Genomic DNA, 16,871 nt, shown 5'->3' with positions numbered 1-16,871 from the left:
ACCTCGCTCCGGGCCGGGCCCGGCAACGCGGGAGGGCAGCCCCGGACTTGCGTCCGGAGCTGCCCAGTGAGCCGGCCTCAGCGCTTAGATCAGGCCGTTGCCGAGGAGCCCGTTCAGGATCCCGCCATCCATCGACGAGTCGGCGTTGGCGACACTGGCGGCGTTGTTGCCCTCGCCGCAGACCTGCGTCACCGCCGGGGCCAGAGCCGGGCCGGTGCCGAGGAGCGTGATGTTGATGTTCGAGAGGTTGACGAGACCGGATGAATCGTTGGTGACCTCCACCCGCTGATCGCACGGGGCGCCGTTGGTTTCGCCGGTGTTGTGGGCGTTGGTGGCAGAGGCAACGGAGGCCCCGAACAGGGTGACAGTCCCGACCATGGCAGCCACGAGAGCAGCCTTGCGAAGCTTGTGCACTACATCTCCACTTCCGTCAGAGCGACGTGATCCGTCGTCGAGCGATTCGTGCGAGTATGGACGCTAGGCGGAATTTGTCCGTTTCGCTCTGCAACACGCCGACCTTCGTGGGGCAATTCCGAGACCACCACCCGCGCGTCCCACGTAGTCGACGGCTGTAGAGGTGCGGGCGTAGCGCAGATCACTCCGGCGCGGTTATGCAACTTGTTGCAGCACATCGGTCCGGTCGTCTACAACAGACGTGACGATCCTGCCCGAGGAGGCGCCCCCATGACCGCGTACCCGCACCTGCTGAGCCCGCTCGACCTGGGGTTCACCACCCTGCCCAACCGGGTGCTCATGGGTTCGATGCATGTCGGCCTCGAAGAGGCCGAGAACGGTTTCGAGCGCATGGCCGCCTTCTACGCCGAGCGTGCCCGCGGCGGCGTCGGGCTCATCGTCACCGGTGGAATCGCCCCCAACGAGGCCGGCCGGCCGTGGGACGGCGGCGCGAAGCTGACCACCGAGGAGGAGGCGGCCGAGCACCGCCTGATCACCGACGCCGTACACGAGGCCGGCGGTCGGATCGCGATGCAGATCCTGCACTTCGGCCGGTACGCGTACCACCCCGCGCTCGTCGCGCCCAGCGCGATCCAGGCGCCGATCAGCCCCTTCGTACCCAACGAGCTCACCGACGCCGAGGTCGAGCAGACCGTCGAGGACTACGCCCGCTGCGCCGAGCTCGCCAAGGCCGCCGGATACGACGGCGTGGAGGTGATGGGCTCCGAGGGCTATCTGATCAACGAGTTCATCGCGGCCGCCACCAACCACCGGACCGACCGCTGGGGCGGCACCTACGAGAACCGGGTCCGCTTCCCGCTGGAGATCGTCCGCCGCATCCGCGAGCGCGTCGGCGAGGACTTCATCGTCATCTACCGCCTCTCCATGCTGGACCTGGTCCCCGGCGGCTCGACCCTGGAGGAGGTCGTCGCGCTCGCCAAGGAGATCGAGGCGGCCGGCGCCACCATCATCAACACCGGCATCGGCTGGCACGAGGCCCGCATCCCCACCATCGCGACCTCCGTGCCGCGCGGCGCCTACACCTGGGTGACCAAGAAGCTCATGGGTGCTGTCTCCGTGCCACTGGTCACCAGCAACCGCATCAACACCCCCGAGGTGGCCGAGCAGATCCTCGCCGAGGGCCGCGCGGACATCGTCTCCATGGCCCGCCCCTTCCTCGCCGACCCGGACTTCGTCGCCAAGGCCGCCGCCGACCGGGCCGACACCATCAACACCTGCATCGGCTGCAACCAGGCCTGCCTGGACCACACCTTCAGCCTGAAGATCACCTCCTGCCTGGTCAACCCGCGCGCCTGCCACGAGACCGAACTCGTCCTCTCCCCCACCCGGCTCACCAAGCGGATCGCCGTGGTCGGAGCCGGCCCGGCCGGACTCGCCTTCTCGGTCTCCGCCGCCGAACGCGGCCACTCGGTCACCCTGTTCGACGCCGCGGCCGAGATCGGCGGCCAGCTGAACATCGCCAAGCGGGTGCCAGGCAAGGAGGAGTTCAACGAGACGCTGCGCTACTTCCGTACCCAGCTCGACGCCCGCGGTGTCGAGGTCCGGCTGAACACCACGGCCACCAGCGAACTGCTCGCGGAGTACGACGAGGTCGTCGTCGCCACCGGAGTCACCCCCCGCACCCCGGAGATCGAGGGCATCGACCACCCCAGCGTCGTCAGCTACCTCGACGTGCTGCGTGACGGCGCACCGGTCGGCGAGCGGGTGGCGATCATCGGCGCGGGCGGCATCGGCTTCGACGTCGCCGAGTACCTCACCGACGGCGGCGAGGGCGCGAGCCAGGACGCCGAGACGTACTTCCGCCAGTGGGGTGTCGACACCTCCTACGAGACGCGCGGCGGACTGCGCGCCCCCGAGCGGCCCCGGCCGCCGCGCCAGGTCCACCTGCTCCAGCGCAAGACCTCCAAGGTCGGCGCCGGCCTCGGCAAGACGACGGGCTGGATCCACCGCGCGGAGATGAAGCACCGTGGCGTCACCATGGTCGCGGGCGCCTCGTACGAGCGGATCGACGACGAGGGTCTGCACATCACGATCGACGGCGAACCGCAGATCGTGCCGGTCGACACGGTCGTCCTGTGCACCGGCCAGGAGCCGCGCCGCGGCCTCTACGAGGAGCTGATCGCCGCGGGTCGCACCGCGCACCTGATCGGCGGCGCCGACGTGGCCGCGGAGCTGGACGCCAAGCGCGCCATCGACCAGGGCACCCGTCTGGCGGCGGCTCTGTGAGCCACGCGGGCGGAATCTAGGATTGCGCGCATGTCCCTCCCGCACGCGATCCTGACCGCGCTGCTCGAGAAGCCTTCATCGGGCCTTGAGCTGACGCGCCGTTTCGACAGGTCGATCGGTTACTTCTGGTCGGCCACGCATCAGCAGATCTATCGCGAGCTGGGCAAGCTGGAGCAGGCGGGGCACATCCGTGCCCTGCCCGCCCCGACACCGGCCCGTGGGCAGAAGAAGGAGTACGAAGTCCTGCCCGCGGGCCGCGCCGAGCTGACCGAGTGGGTGGCGAGGAGCGAGGACCCCAAACCGCTGCGCTCGGCACTGCTGCTGCGCATGCGGGCGGCGGCGGTCGTCGGCGCGCCGGGCATGCGGGAGGAACTGCGGCACCATCTCGGCCTGCACCAGCGGCAGTTGGACGAGTACCGGGCGATCGAGGTACGGGACTTCCCGCCGGAGCGCCGGGAGAGCGAGCCGGACCGGCTGCGCCACCTGGTCCTGCGCGGCGGGATCGATCTGGAGCGGTTCTGGGTGGAGTGGCTGACCCAGGCGCTGAGCGAGCTGGAGCGGTAGCCCCCGACCCGCACCATACGGTCACCTGGCGGTCGAGACGGGGGTCGGTCACCCCGCCCGGCGCCCGACTCACTCCCCGGCCGCCGCCTCTTCACCCTGCCCGGCGCCTGGTCACCCCGCCCGGCGCCCGGTCCACCCCGGCCTGCCCCCGGTCACGTCGACCAGCGCCTCGTCCACCCCGGTCGGCCTCCGGTCACGCCGGTCACCCCGGTCGGCCTCCGGTCACGCCACCCGACGCCCGACTCACTCCCCGGCCGACGACCCGCTCACTCCCCCGCCGCCGCCTTGCGCCATGCCGCGTCGCGCAGCAGGCGCAGCCCATTCAGGCCCACCAGGACCGTCGAGCCCTCGTGACCCGCCACGCCCAGCGGCAGTGGAAGGTGGCCCACCAGGTCCCACACCACCAGGGCGCCGATGCAGACGCCGGCGATCACCAGGTTCTGGACGACCAGGCGGCGGGCGCGCCGGGAGAGCGCCACGACCGCCGGGACCGTGGCCAGTTCGTCCCGTACGACGACGGCGTCGGCGGTCTCCAGTGCCAGGTCCGAGCCGGCCCGGCCCATGGCGATGCCGCTGTGGGCGGCGGCCAGGGCGGGGGCGTCGTTGACGCCGTCGCCGACCACCAGGACCCGTGCCCCGGCCCGCTCCCACTCCCGTACCACCGCGACCTTCTCCTGCGGCAGCAACCCGGGGCGTACGTCGGTGATACCGGTCCGGTCGGCGACCCGGCTCGCCGCGGCCGCGTTGTCGCCGGTCAGCAGGGTGGGGGTGGTGCCGGTGAGCCGGGTCAGGGCGGCGACCGCCTCGGGGGCGCCGTCGCGGAGCCGGTCGGCGAGCGCCAGGACCGCGACGCGGGCGCCGTCGACGACGACCTCGACCGCCGTGTCGGCGTGCTCGCCCTCGGCGCGGCGCACCCGCACCTCGCGCCCTTCGACGATCGCGCGTACGCCCTCACCGGGGACGGAGGAGAAGTCGCTCGCCTCGGGGATGCTCAGCCCTCGTGCGCGCGCCGCGGCGACGACAGCGCGCGCCAAGGGGTGTTCGCTGGGCAGTTCGGCCGCGGCGGCGAGGGCGAGGGCCTCCTCGTCGCCCTGTACCTCGGTCACGCGCGGCGCGCCCTCGGTCAGGGTGCCGGTCTTGTCGAGCGCGACCCGGTCGACCATGCCGAGGCGCTCCATCACCACGGCGGACTTGACCAGGACGCCATGGCGTCCGGCGGTGGCGATCGCCGACAGGAGCGGCGGCATGGTGGCGAGGACGACCGCGCAGGGCGAGGCCACGATCATGAAGGTCATGGCGCGGAGCAGCGTCTCGGTGAAGTCGGCGCCGAGGGCGAGCGGTACGGCGAAGAGGGCGAGGGTGGCGACGACGACGCCGACGGAGTAGCGCTGTTCGACCTTCTCGATGAAGAGCTGGGTGGGCGCCTTGGTGGCACTGGCCTCCTCGACGAGGGCGACGATCCGGGCGATGACGGAGTCACCCGCGTCCTTGTCGACGCGGACGCGCAGCGCTCCGGTGCCGTTGAGGGTGCCGGCGAAGACCTCGTCGCCGGGCGACTTGGCGGCGGGGAGCGACTCCCCGGTGATCGTGGCCTGGTCGACGTCGCTCGTGCCGTGGAGCACGGTTCCGTCCGCGGGCAGCCGCTCCCCGGGCCGTACGAGCACGATGTCGCCGACCCTGAGGTCCGCCACGTGCACCGACTCCTCGACCACGGCCGCCCCGTCCGTCCCGTTCACCGCGTCCGCGGCGTCGGGGAGGCGTACCGCCTTCGCCGGCGCCAGGTCGAGCAGTCCGCGGACGGAGTCGGCGGTACGCCGGGTGGCGAGGGCCTCCAGCGCCCCGGAGACGGCGAAGATGACGATCAGCAGTCCGCCGTCGAGGTACTGGCCGATCGCCGCGGCGCCGATCGCGGCGACCACCATGAGCAGGTCCACGTCGAGGGACTTCTCCCGCAGTGCCTGGAGCCCGGCCCAGCCGGGTTCCCAGCCGCCGGCCGCGTAGCAGACGGCGTAGAGCGGACCCCAGGCCCAGGCGGGGGCGCCGGACAGGTCCAGGGGCAGGGCGAGGAGGAAGGCGACGGCGGACAGTGCCGCCCAGCGGACCTCGGGCAGGGCGGACAGACGGGTTCCGCGGGAGGGCGCGGGCGCCGTCCGCGGCGGGGCGGCCTGGGTGTCGAGCACCGGGGAAGCCATGGAGAAGAACACCTCTGGTCTCGGGGGAGCGAGGAACACGAGGGGACCACCATAGCGGAACACATGAAGAGGTCTTCATCTGTACCTATGCGCCGCCGCTACGATGAGCGCATGGGACACGGAGTGAACGGCGGAGCGACGAGAGCCACCCACCTGGACGCGGAGTCCGCGGCCACCATCGCCGCCACACTCCAGGCGCTGGCCACCCCTTCGCGGCTGATGATCCTCACCAAGCTGCGCCAGGGCCCCTGCGGCGTGACCGAGCTCGCCGACTCCGTCGACATGGAGCAGTCGGCCGTCTCCCACCAGTTGCGCCTGCTGCGCGCGCTGGGCCTGGTCACCGGAGTCCGGCAGGGGCGCCGGATCGAGTACAGCCTCTACGACAACCACGTGGCCCAACTCCTCGACGAGGCCGTCTACCACATCGAGCACCTGCGTCTCGGCACCCGCGACGCACCCCAAGAGAGCGTGGATACTGGGAAGTCGTAGATCCACGACGTCGAAAGGGCGGGGATGGCCGACGACTTGGGGCACCGCGGAGCACGTCATGCGGTGGTCATCGGGGGAAGTCTCGCGGGCCTGCTGGCCGCGCGGGTGCTCAGCGAGCACGCCGAGAGGGTGACGGTCGTCGAACGCGACCGCTTCCCGGAAGGGCCGGACGCACGGCCGGGGGTTCCGCAGGGCCGACACACCCACGTACTCATCGAGGGAGGCCAGAAGGCGCTCGACGAGCTGCTGCCGGGCTTCATGGACGAACTCACGGCGCTCGGCTCGCCCCAGGTGGGCATGCCCGCGGACATGGTCCAGTGGCAGAACGGCCAGTGGTTCCGGCGTACGGCCGCGACCACCGTCATCCACACGGGTGCGCGCGCGCAGCTCGAGTGGCTGGTGCGTACGCGGGTGCTCGCCGACCCGCGGATCCAGACGGTCGAGGGCACCGAGACCGTCGGACTGATCGGTGACTCCTCGCGGGTCCGCGGCGTCCTGCTGCGCGAGCGTGGCACGGACTCCGCGAAGGAGACCCGCACCCTGGAGGCCGACCTGGTGGTGGACGCGTCGGGCCGCGGCTCGCACGCTCCCGACTGGCTCGCCGCGATCGGCGCGGAGGCGCCGCACGAAGAGGTCATCGACACGGGCCTCGGCTACTCCACGCGTGTCTACCGGGCCGCGGAGGACGGTGAATCGGACGCCCTCGGCTTCAACATCGTGCCCAATCCCGACCAGGTGTACGGAGGGGTCGTGGTGCCGCTCGGGGGCGGCCGGCATCTCGTGACGCTGTCGGGGCTGCGCGACGACCTGCCCCCGACGGACGAGGCGGGGTTCGAGGAGTACGCGAAGCGGCTCCCCCACCCCCTGGTGAGCGAGTGGCTGGCGAGGGCGGAGCCCGAGTCCTCGGTCTTCGGCTTCCGCAAGACCGCCAACGTGCGCCGGAGGTACGACCGTCCGGGGCGCCGCCCGGCCGGATTCCTCGCCACGGGCGACGCGTTGTGCGCCTTCAACCCGGTCTACGGACAGGGCATGGCGGTCGCCGCGATGAGCGCCGTCGCCCTGCGCCGGGCCCTGGCCGACCCGCGGCGGACGCCGACCACGGGGAGGGTCCAGAAGGCGCTGCTCGACGCCTCGCAGCAGGCGTGGGACATCTCGGCGGGCGCGGACAAGAAGATGCCGGGCGCGACCGGCAACGGAATCGCCGCGCGGGCGACGGACAAGCCGGTGGGCTGGTATCTCCGTCGTCTGCAACAGCGGTACGCCGGCGACCCGTTGATCGGCGCGGCCTTCCGGTCGGTCCTGACGCTCTCGGCCCCGATGACCGCGCTGTTCGCCCCCGCGGTGGCCCGCGCCGTGCTCTTCGGCCCGGTCCCGGAGACTCCGGCCGAGCCTCCGATGCGGCGCGAGGCGTGATCCGGCGGGCGTACGCGGAGACTCTCCGCGTACGCCCTCACACGCCCGGCGCCGCCGCGATCACGCCCGCCGCGATGGCCGCGCCGAGCACCGCGTGGTCGTCGGCGTTCTGCGCCGCGTACCGGATCGCGAAGTCGGCGACGGCCCGGTCGAAGACCTCCGAGGAGCCGAGGTAGGCGGCGATGGCGATCCGGTCGCCGGAGCGGGCATGGGCGCGGGCGAGGGCTCGGCCGCAGAGCGCGGCGTAGTCGCGCAGCATCGCCGGGGACATGGTCTCCACCTCCGCCGGGCTTTTCATGTCGGGCAGTCGACGCCAGTAGAAGTGGCGCCTCTCGGGCCCTGTCATCCAGCCGAGGAAGATGTCGCCATCGGCCTGGACGAGGCGCTGCCCGCAGACGACCCGCTGCCCTTGGTGGGCGTAGGCGGTCGGGGGCAGATAGGGCTCCAGGGCCGAGCGGCCGGCTTCCCTGATCTGGAGGAACAGCGGGTCGGCGGCGTCGCGGCCTTCGAGCAGGAGGACGTAGCAGCGGGTGCCGACACCGCCGACGCCGACGATCTTGCGGGCCGCGTCGACGAAGCGGTGCCGGTCGAGGAGCAGCCGGTGGTCCTCGGAGAGGGAGCTGCGGTAGTCGCTGAAGATCTTACCGAGGGCGATCCGGTCGAGGTCCGTGGTGCGCTGAAGAAGCGGCGGGTCGTCGACGAGGCGCCGGCCGCCGTTCTCGTCCTCCTCGGTGAGGTCGGCGAGCGCCTGGAGGTTCGTGCGCCGACGGGCTCGGGCGAGGCGGCTCTCGAACCGGGAGCGCCGCTCCCGGCGCACCAGGGAAGCCAGGTCGTCCGCGTCGATGCGCTCGTACCAGACGGCGAGCTCGCCGAGTCCGGCGAGGCGACGCATGGTGGTGCGGTACGAGGCGGTGGCGCCCAGGGCGGCTCGGTGGGCCTTGGCCTTGGTGGTGCCGTTCTGCAGGGCGGCGACGGCCACGCTGGCGGCGAGCCGCTTGACGTCCCATTCGAAGGGGCCGGGCAGCGTCTCGTCGAAGTCGTTGACGTCGAGGAGAAGCGCCCGTTCGGGTGATGCGTAGACGCCGAAATTGAGCAGATGGGCGTCTCCGCAGAGCTGGACGGTGAGCCCGGTGTGACGCTGGGCGGCGAGATCGGCGGCCATGACGGCGGCGGCGCCGCGGAGGAAGGCGAAGGGCGAGACGACCATCCTGCCGTACCGGACGGGGACCAGTTCGGGCACCCGGTCGACGGCCTGGTCCTCCAGGACGGTCAGCGGGTCGGGGCGCTGCGAGGAGGGTATCCAGCGGCCGTGCGAGGACCGCGGGACGATCTTGCGGGCCGCTCGGCCGACCTCGGCCCGCTCCGACGGTGTCGCCATCCGGCCTCACCCGCCTCTTCCACCACCCGTTACCGGTTGAGATTCATTACAAGGTCAGCGACTGTCGCCCGCACCCCGGGCGGTGGCGGTTTCAGCCACTCGTGACCCACCCCTCTTCCTAAATGGTTTAGACCAATGATAGGAATTGATCACCCACGCGACCCACGCGGTCACGCTGAGCAAAGAGAGGGTTGGAACATGGCTGAGCCCGAACCCGAGCAGGCGGCGGTGGTCCCGCTCTACCTCAAGGTCGCCGCCGCACTGCGGAGCGACCTCACCGACCGGCGCCTCGCCCCCGGAAGCCGGCTACCGTCCGAGCGCTCCCTCGCGCACCGCTACCACGTCAACCGGCAGACGGTCCGCAGCGCGCTCCAACTCCTGCGCGAGGAACGGCTCGTCGTCACCGACCGCCGCGGGACCTTCGCCGCGGGCTCCGAACACGGGGCGCGCACGCCCGCTCTGACGGCCCGCAGGCAGTTCTTTCCCGGCGGCGCGGAGGCGGCCGACGCGCTGGTCCGCGCCTCGCTCGACTGGGAGGCACCGCCGGCCGCGCTGACCGGACGGCTCGCGCTCGTCCCCGGTGAACCCACGCTCGTCCACCGGCATGTCGTCCTCTCCCCCGGCGGGACGGCCCTGCAACGGTCGGTGTCATGGTTCTCCCGGCCCGCCCTCGCCGAGATCCCCCAGCTGGGCCGCTACCGACGCGGCAAGGGACCCGCGCTCCAGCCCGACCTGCGGCTGCTCTACCACTGGATGCACCAGGCCGGGCTCCGGCTCACCCGCCGTGAGTCGATCGGCGTACCACCGGATCAGGAGACGGCGGTCGGGGACGGCGCGGCCCGCCTGGTCGTCCACCGGGTGGTGAGCGACCAGCACGGGCACGCGCTGGAGATCACGGACATCGACTTCGCGGCCCGGGGAGCGGCCTGGACCTACGAGTTCAGCGGCTGACGGAGGCGGGTCCTCGTCGCCGGCGCTGTTGCGTCTCTTCGACCTGGTGCAGCTCAGGCACGGAGACCTTGATCGGCTCTCGCGCGTCCCTGCGGCGGCGTGCAGGTCGTACCGTCGAGGTGTGGACCACTGTGCCTGGGCCACCCGGGAGGCTCCGTCGCCCACGCGCCGATCCACGACACGCTGAAGCCCTTCAGCGGCCACCGCGCCCACGAGCGGAAGGAGACACCTCGATGCGAGGAGCAGTCAGGCACGCTGTCCGAGGGGCGGTGCCGTCGTGAGCCGGATTCTGGTGACCGGTTCCCGGGACGGCCTCGGGCGTGCCGCCGCGGATGCGCTGTTGTCCGCGGGGCACGATGTCGTGGTGCACGCCCGGAACCAGGAGCGCGCAGCGGGCCTCCGCGCGCTGGTCGACCGTGGGGCGGGCATCGTCGTGGGCGACTTCTCGGAGCGCGACGCCGTACGGCGCGTAGCCGCGGAACTGAACGACGCGAAGCCGCTCGACGCGGTCATCCACAATGCCGGGGTGTGGAAGGGACCGGCGGTCATGCCGGTCAACATCGTCGCACCGTACCTGCTCACGGCCCTGCTCCACGGGCCGCGCCGACTGGTGTACCTGAGCAGCGGCTCGCACTTCGGTGGGCGCCCTTCGCTCACCGGAGTCGACTGGCGGGGCGAGAGCGCGGGCTCGTACTCCGACAGCAAGCTGTTCGTCACGACGCTCGCTGCGGCGGTGGCCCGCCTGCGCCCCGGGGTGCTGAGCAACGCCGTGGATCCGGGCTGGGTGCCGACCAGGATGGGCGGACCGGGCGCACCGGACGATCTGGAGCTCGGCCATCGGACACAGGAGTGGCTCGCCTCCAGCGACGAACCCCAGGCCCTGACCACCGGCGGGTACTGGTACCACCGCCGGCGGCTGCAGCCGCACCGCGCGGTCCACGACGAGGCGTTCCAGGACCGTCTCCTGCGGACGTTGGCCGAGGAGACGGGCACCGCGCTCGACTGATCACGGCCGCGAGACCCGACAAGGTCCCGGGCCGCGGCCCACAGGCCACGACCCGGGGCCGGTCTTCGGAAATCCGGAAGCCGAAATCCGGAAGCCCGAATCCGGGGTCAGACGATGCCCTCCGCGATCTCCGCCTCCTCGCGCGCGGTTCCGTACGCCGAGGGCGTGCCGTACGAGCGGCGTGCCACGTACCACCAGATACTGGAGAGCACGAGGACGACGGCGAGCGCGATGACCGCGTAGTTCATGGAGTCGATGGTCACCGGGGACTTCTGCGGCAGGCAGAAGAGGACCGTCACGACCGCCACCCAGACCACGGCGGTCCAGCCGATCGGCCGGCTCCAGCGGCCCAGGTTCCACGGGCCCGGGGTGAACCGGTCGCCCGCCCGGAGCCGGAGGTAGATCGGGATGGCGTAGGCGGGGGTGATGCCGATGACGTTGATGGCGGTGACGGCGCCGTACGCGGTGGCGGAGTACAGCGACGGCACGGCGAGGAGGGCGGCGACACCGACCGCGAGCCAGACCGCGGGCACGGGGGTCTGCGTACGGCTGCTGACCTTGCGCCAGAGCGCCGAGCCGGGCAGGGCGTTGTCGCGGCTGAAGGCGAAGACCATCCGGCTCGCCGCGGCCACCTCGGCGTTGCCGCAGAAGAGCTGGGCCACGATCACCACGAGCAGCAGGGCGGTGGCGCCGCCGGAGCCGAGCGCGTCCAGCAGGATCTGCGCGGGCGGGACGCCGGTGGCGCTGTTCTGTGTGCCGGCGTAGTCCTGGATCGCGAAGGTCAGCCCGGCGAGCAGGGCGAAGCCGGCGATCCAGGAGACCCAGATCGCCCGGACGATCCCCTTGGCCGCGCTGACCGAGGCGTTGGAGGTCTCCTCGGAGAGGTGGGCGGAGGCGTCGTAGCCGGAGAAGGTGTACTGGGCGAGGAGCAGGCCGACGGCGGCGACGTAGAAGGGGTTGGCCCAGCCGGTGTCGTTGACGAACTCGGTGAAGACGAACTCGACGGACTGGTGGCGGTCGGGGACGATCGCGAGGGCGCCGACGATCACGGCCACACCGGCGAGGTGCCACCAGACGCTGACGGAGTTGAGGACGCTGACCAGGCGCACGCCGAAGAGGTTGAGCACGGCGTGCAGCAGCAGGATGGCGAGGAAGATCAGGAAGGTCGAGCCGGCCGTGGGCACGATGCCCCACTGGAGGTTGAGGAAGGCTCCGGTGAAGAGGGCCGCGCCGTAGTCGATGCCGGCGATGGCGCCGAGGAGACCGAGCAGATTCAGCCAGCCGGTGTACCAGCCCCAGCGGCGGCCACCGAGCCGGTCGGCCATGTAGTAGAGCGCGCCGGAGGTGGGATAGGCGCTGGTGACCTCGGCGAGCGCGAGGCCGACGCAGAGCACGAAGAGCCCGACGCCCGCCCAGCCCCACATCATGACGGCGGGGCCGCCGGTGCCCAGGCCGAAGCCGTAGAGGGTCATGCAGCCGGACAGGATGGAGATCACGGAGAAGCTGATGGCGAAGTTGCCGAAGCCGCCCATACGGCGGGCGAGAACGGGCTGGTATCCGAGCTCTCTGAGCCGGGCCTCCTCGTCCTGGGCCGCCGCGGGCCTCGGTATCTCGTCGACGGGGACGGTGCGGGACATTGCCGGTACCTCCGGGGGAAGGAGCGAGCGGGGTCGGTTCTTGTGGGGAAGGTGGGGACGGTGGGGACGGTGGGGAATGGCGGGGAGAGGTGGGGCACGTGCGGATCAGGGGTCGGAGCGGCGGATCACGGGTTGGGGGGAGACCGGGGGTCGGGGCGGCGGATCAGTGGTCGAGACAGCGGCTCCGGGCGCGCAGGAAGACCTCTTCGGCGAGCGCCCGGTCGTCCGGCCGGGCCGTGCGGTACGCCCAGGGGAACACCGTGTAGTACGGCCCGAGGGACTCGAAGACCCGGGCCGCGTCGTCGAAGCGCAGGGCGCCGAAGAGGGCGTGCGCGAGATGGTTGAGGTCGAGCAGGGACGCCTCGGCGGTGTCGCAGAAGAGGAACCAGATGTCCAGCGCGCGCTGGGCGTCACGGACGGCGTCCTCGGCGACCCAGTGCAGGTCGAGAGCGCGTTCGTGACCGCGCTCGCGGCGGTAGCGCTCGACACGGACGTAGAGCGGAAGCGCGTGCAGGGCGGACCCGGACGGGGCCGAGGCCGCGGCCCACTGGGCGTAGTTGACGGCTTCGGAGAGCGAGCCCGAGCCGCGTGTGGAGAAGAACTGCAGCATCCGGTGGTGCGCCTCGCGGTTGTACGGGTCGCGCTTCTCGGCCTCCGCGAGAAGGCCCCAGGGACCGGCCGGCAGCATGGGCGCCGGCGGCCGGTGTCGGTGCTCCTCCCTGCGCTGGTTCTCGTCGAGCGCGGCGAGGGCGAGCATGCAGACCCAGGGAACCGGGTCGTCGGGTGCCTGGTCGGCGGTCTCACGGCAGGTGGCCCAGGCTTCCCGCCATAGTTCGCGGCTGCGGGAGTGGCCCGTTCGATGGGAGCGTACGGCCCGTTCCACGGCGACCCGGGCGTGCATCACCGTCGCGGCGAGGCTGTCCGGCTGCTCGGTCCGCCAGGCCTGGACGACGTCGGTGCCGGCGGCGACGGCGGCGAGAACCTGCGTGCGCCGGGTCCAGCCGTCCCAGTGGGAGGTCTCGTCGAGCAATTGGGCCATGGACACCCAGCGGCCGGTCCGCAGATCCTGGACGGCGTGGCGCAGGGCATGGTCATGGCCGGCCGGATGGTAGACGGGCCGGAAGCCGTGACCGGCCATCACGGAGCGGGCGGTGCGGTGGGAGACATGGGTCCTCGGTTGGGGAAGGGGGTGGTCAGCCCCCGGCGGGCGTCCCGGCCGTTGATCGGCGATCACTATAGAGGTCTCTGGACGACAGCGGTCCACTTTCGCTTCTGACCGTAACTATCCGGCCACAGACCGAATGTGATTACTCGTCGGTTCGCCGTGTGGATCCGAAGTCCGCGTCGCGATCCGCTTGACGCGGCCGTGCGCGTGCACGAGTCTTTGCGCTTCGGCGATCAAGGATTCGAGGACGGGAGTACGACGACGATGACGGGCCCGGTACTCGCCGTCGACCAGGGCACTTCGGGCACGAAGGCGCTCGTCGTCTGCCCGGAGCGGGGTGTCATCGGCACCGGCTCCGCACCCGTACGGCCCCGCTACCTGCCGGGGGGCCTGGTCGAGGTCGACCCGGCGGAGCTGTACGAGTCCGTCGTCACCGCCGGCCGGGCGGCCCTGGCCGCCGCGGACACCCCGGTCGTCGCCGTCGGCCTCGCCAATCAGGGCGAGACCGTCCTCGCCTGGGACCCCGCGACCGGCGAGCCGCTCACCGACGCGCTCGTCTGGCAGGACCGGCGGGCGGCTGGCCTGTGCACCGAACTCGCCGCCCACGCCGACGCATTGAAGCAGTGGACCGGTCTGCCGCTCGACCCCTACTTCGCCGCCCCCAAGATGGCCTGGATCCGTCGCCACCTCACGGGCGCCGGCACCGTCACCACCAGCGACTCCTGGCTGGTGCACCGCCTCACGGGCGCGTTCGTCACGGACACCGCGACCGCGGGCCGGACCGGGCTCCTCGACCTGGACTCGGCCGCCTGGTCCGCGGCCGCCCTCGACGTCTTCGGCCTGAGCGCCGAACGCCTGCCCCAGGTGGTCGACGCGGACACCCGGGTGGGCACCACGACCGCCTTCGGCCCCCGGCTTCCGCTCACCGGGCTCCTCGTGGACCAGCAGGCGGCCCTCCTCGCACAGAGCGTCACCGAGCCCGGCAGCGCCAAGTGCACCTACGGGACCGGGGCCTTCCTCCTCGCCCAGACCGGCTCGCTCCCCCGCCGGAGCGACTCGGGGCTGGTGAGCTGTGTGGCCTGGCGGCTGGCGGGACGGACGAGTTACTGCCTCGACGGCCAGGTGTACACGGCCGCTTCCGCCGTGCGCTGGCTGACCGATCTCGGCGTGCTCTCGGGCGCCGAGGACCTCGACGCCGTGGGCGGGACCGTACCGGACTCCGCCGGGGTCACCTTCGTACCGGCGCTGGCCGGGCTCGCCGCGCCGTGGTGGCGCGGCGACGTGCGCGGCTCCCTGCACGGTCTGGGTCTGGACACGACCGGCGGGCACTTGGTCCGCGCGCTGTGCGAGGGGATCGCCGCGCAGGTGGTGGAGCTGGCGAAGGCGGCGGCCGGTGACCTCGGCACACCGCTGACCTCGCTCCGTGTGGACGGCGGCCTCACCCGCTCCGCGCTGCTGATGCAGACCCAGGCGGACCTCCTCCAACTCCCCGTGGAGGTATCGGCGTTGCCCGACGCGACCGCGCTGGGGGTGGGGGCGGTGGCCCGGCTCGGTCTCGATCCCGGGCTCGCCGTGCACGAGGCCGTACCGGAGTGGAAGCCGTCGGCCGTGTACGAGCCCTCCATCGGCGGCGCGGAGGCGGGAGAGCGCCTGGACCGGTTCCGTAGCGCCGTGGACGCGCTCCTCGGCGGCGCTCCGGGAGGGTCGCGCGCATGACGAAGGGCCGGGCGGGGGCCGGGCCGCGGGCGGCCGGGGTCGTCACTCGGGCGGGGACGCTGCCGGACACCTGGCCGTCGGACCCTTCACCGCCGGGAACCTCCTCGGCGGACACCGAACCGCCAAGCACCTCCTCGGCGGACACCGCACCGCCGGGCGCCTCGTCGGCGGGGGCGGAGTATGACGTCGTGGTGGTCGGCGCCGGGGTGGTCGGCTGCGCCATCGCCCGGGAGCTCGCCCGCCACTCCCCGCGCGTCGCGCTCGTCGAGGCGTCCAACGATGTCGGCGACGGCACGTCCAAGGCCAACACCGCGATCCTGCATACGGGTTTCGACGCCGTTCCCGGATCGCTGGAGTCCCGGCTCGTACGGGAGGGGCAGGGCCTGCTCGCCTCGTACGCGCGGGAGGCGGGGATCCCGGTCGAGCCGCTCGGTGCGCTTCTCGTCGCCTGGGACGAGGAACAGGCGGCCGCCCTGCCCCGCCTCGCGGACAAGGCGGTGCGCAACGGTTGCCGCACCACCCGGATCCTGGGCCCCGAGGAGCTGCGGGCGCGCGAACCGCACCTGGGGCCGGGAGCGCTCGCCGCCCTCGAGGTGCCCGGCGAGTCGATCATCTGCCCCTGGACGACCACGCTCGCGTACGCCACCCAGGCCGTCGCCTCCGGAGTCGACCTGCACCTCAACTGCCGGGTCGAGAAGGCGAATCCCGGCTCGCCGCACCGGCTGGTCACCCCGCGGGGGGTGCTGCGCGCCCGGTACGTCGTCAACGCCTGTGGGCTGTACGCGGACGCGTTCGACGCGCTGTTCGACCGGCAGGACTTCACGGTGACACCGCGGCGCGGTCAGCTGATCGTCTTCGACAAGTTCGCGCGAGGACTGGTCCGCCACATCCTCCTTCCCGTCCCCAGTTCGCTCGGCAAGGGTGTCCTGGTCGCGCCGACGGTGTACGGGAACGTGATGCTCGGACCGACGGCCGAAGACCTGGACGACAGGACGGCCACCGGATCGACGGCGGAGGGCCTTGCGGCGCTGCGCGCCCAGGGGCGGCGGATCCTGCCCGCTCTGCTCGACGAGGAGGTGACCGCGGTCTACGCCGGCCTGCGGGCCGCCACCGAGTTCGACGACTACAGGATCGGCGCTCATCGGGCCCTGCGGTACGTCACGGTGGGCGGCATCCGCTCCACCGGACTCACCGCCTCCCTGGCGATCGCCGCGCACGTGGTGGAGCTGCTCGCGGACAGCGGGCTCGACCTGGGGGCGGAGCGGCCGCTCGCCCCGGTCCGGATGCCGAACCTGGGCGAGGCCTTTCCCCGACCGTACCGAGATGCCGAACTGATCGCCCGTGACCCGGAGTTCGGGGCGATCGTCTGTCACTGCGAGCGGGTGACCCGGGGAGAGATCCGGGACGCGCTCGCCTCGGCGGTCCCGCCGGGCTCCCTCGACGGGCTGCGCCGGCGGACGCGCGCACGGGGCGGCCGCTGCCAGGGGTTCTTCTGCGGGGCCGCGGTCCGTGCGATGTTCGAGGAGGCGGAGCCACGGTGGTCGCGACGGTGAACCGCGCGGTGGACGTGCTCGTGGTCGGCGGCGGACCCGCAGGCCTCGCGGCCGCCGCCCGCCTGGCGACGGCCGGCGGCGGCCGGTACCGGATCGAGGTCCTGGAG

At 72.3% G+C, this 16,871-nt stretch carries 13 protein-coding genes; 8 read left to right on the top strand and 5 right to left on the bottom strand.

Annotated elements, in window-relative coordinates:
• Nucleotides 1-84: 84 nt before the first annotated feature.
• Nucleotides 85-378: a hypothetical protein gene (locus J7E93_RS18000; RefSeq protein ID WP_215070629.1), complete on the bottom strand. Its 294-nt coding sequence runs from the start codon at nt 376-378 to the stop codon at nt 85-87.
• A gap of 306 nt (nt 379-684) precedes the next feature.
• Between J7E93_RS18000 and J7E93_RS17995 the strand changes: the two genes are divergently transcribed.
• Nucleotides 685-2,700 (top strand): NADPH-dependent 2,4-dienoyl-CoA reductase, encoded by a 2,016-nt coding sequence (locus J7E93_RS17995; protein ID WP_215070626.1) that lies wholly within the window; start codon nt 685-687, stop codon nt 2,698-2,700.
• A 30-nt stretch (nt 2,701-2,730) separates the two neighbouring features.
• Nucleotides 2,731-3,264 carry a PadR family transcriptional regulator gene (locus tag J7E93_RS17990; protein ID WP_215070624.1) on the top strand — a complete coding sequence of 178 codons (534 nt, stop codon included), beginning with the start codon at nt 2,731-2,733 and terminating at the stop codon, nt 3,262-3,264.
• Between the two features lie 266 nt (nt 3,265-3,530).
• Here J7E93_RS17990 and J7E93_RS17985 read toward each other — a convergent pair whose 3' ends face one another.
• The gene (locus tag J7E93_RS17985; RefSeq protein WP_215070622.1) at nt 3,531-5,456 is read right to left on the bottom strand and encodes a heavy metal translocating P-type ATPase; all 1,926 of its coding nucleotides are present in this window, start codon (nt 5,454-5,456) and stop codon (nt 3,531-3,533) included.
• Between the two features lie 111 nt (nt 5,457-5,567).
• On the opposite strand from J7E93_RS17985, the gene J7E93_RS17980 reads away from it, so the two are divergent.
• Nucleotides 5,568-5,945 carry a metalloregulator ArsR/SmtB family transcription factor gene (locus tag J7E93_RS17980; RefSeq protein ID WP_215070620.1) on the top strand — a complete coding sequence of 126 codons (378 nt, stop codon included), beginning with the start codon at nt 5,568-5,570 and terminating at the stop codon, nt 5,943-5,945.
• Between the two features lie 24 nt (nt 5,946-5,969).
• On the top strand, nt 5,970-7,358 hold the full coding sequence (locus J7E93_RS17975; protein ID WP_215070618.1) for an NAD(P)/FAD-dependent oxidoreductase: 1,389 nt from the start codon (nt 5,970-5,972) through the stop codon (nt 7,356-7,358).
• A gap of 37 nt (nt 7,359-7,395) precedes the next feature.
• Here the strand turns inward: J7E93_RS17975 and J7E93_RS17970 are convergent, their stop codons facing one another.
• Entirely contained in the window at nt 7,396-8,736 is a 1,341-nt protein-coding gene (locus J7E93_RS17970; protein WP_215070616.1) for a DUF2252 domain-containing protein, read from the bottom strand.
• A gap of 198 nt (nt 8,737-8,934) precedes the next feature.
• Between J7E93_RS17970 and J7E93_RS17965 the strand changes: the two genes are divergently transcribed.
• Both J7E93_RS17965 and J7E93_RS17960 read left to right on the top strand, forming a co-directional pair.
• The gene (locus J7E93_RS17965; protein ID WP_215070614.1) at nt 8,935-9,687 is read left to right on the top strand and encodes a GntR family transcriptional regulator; all 753 of its coding nucleotides are present in this window, start codon (nt 8,935-8,937) and stop codon (nt 9,685-9,687) included.
• Between the two features lie 277 nt (nt 9,688-9,964).
• Complete coding sequence (locus J7E93_RS17960; RefSeq protein ID WP_215070612.1) at nt 9,965-10,693, top strand: SDR family NAD(P)-dependent oxidoreductase; 729 nt, start codon at nt 9,965-9,967, stop codon at nt 10,691-10,693.
• A 107-nt stretch (nt 10,694-10,800) separates the two neighbouring features.
• On the opposite strand, the gene J7E93_RS17955 is transcribed toward J7E93_RS17960, so the two are convergent.
• Nucleotides 10,801-12,330, bottom strand: coding sequence for an amino acid permease (locus J7E93_RS17955; protein ID WP_215070610.1), 1,530 nt, complete (start codon nt 12,328-12,330; stop codon nt 10,801-10,803).
• Nucleotides 12,331-12,493: 163 nt separating this feature from the next.
• The gene (locus J7E93_RS17950; protein ID WP_215070706.1) at nt 12,494-13,468 is read right to left on the bottom strand and encodes a hypothetical protein; all 975 of its coding nucleotides are present in this window, start codon (nt 13,466-13,468) and stop codon (nt 12,494-12,496) included.
• Between the two features lie 291 nt (nt 13,469-13,759).
• Between J7E93_RS17950 and J7E93_RS17945 the strand changes: the two genes are divergently transcribed.
• Together J7E93_RS17945 and J7E93_RS17940 are read left to right on the top strand one after the other, a co-directional pair.
• Nucleotides 13,760-15,211: an FGGY family carbohydrate kinase gene (locus tag J7E93_RS17945; protein WP_215070608.1), complete on the top strand. Its 1,452-nt coding sequence runs from the start codon at nt 13,760-13,762 to the stop codon at nt 15,209-15,211.
• On the top strand, nt 15,208-16,764 hold the full coding sequence (locus tag J7E93_RS17940) for an FAD-dependent oxidoreductase (protein WP_251066705.1): 1,557 nt from the start codon (nt 15,208-15,210) through the stop codon (nt 16,762-16,764). Before J7E93_RS17945 ends, J7E93_RS17940 begins: the two co-directional genes overlap by 4 nt.
• Nucleotides 16,765-16,871 lie beyond the last annotated feature (107 nt).

This window comes from Streptomyces sp. ISL-36 (genome assembly GCF_018614205.1).
Taxonomy (GTDB): Bacteria; Actinomycetota; Actinomycetes; order Streptomycetales; family Streptomycetaceae; genus Streptomyces.
The sequence above is the reverse complement of the archived record's forward strand: the minus strand, read 5'-3'. Positions and strand labels throughout refer to the sequence as shown.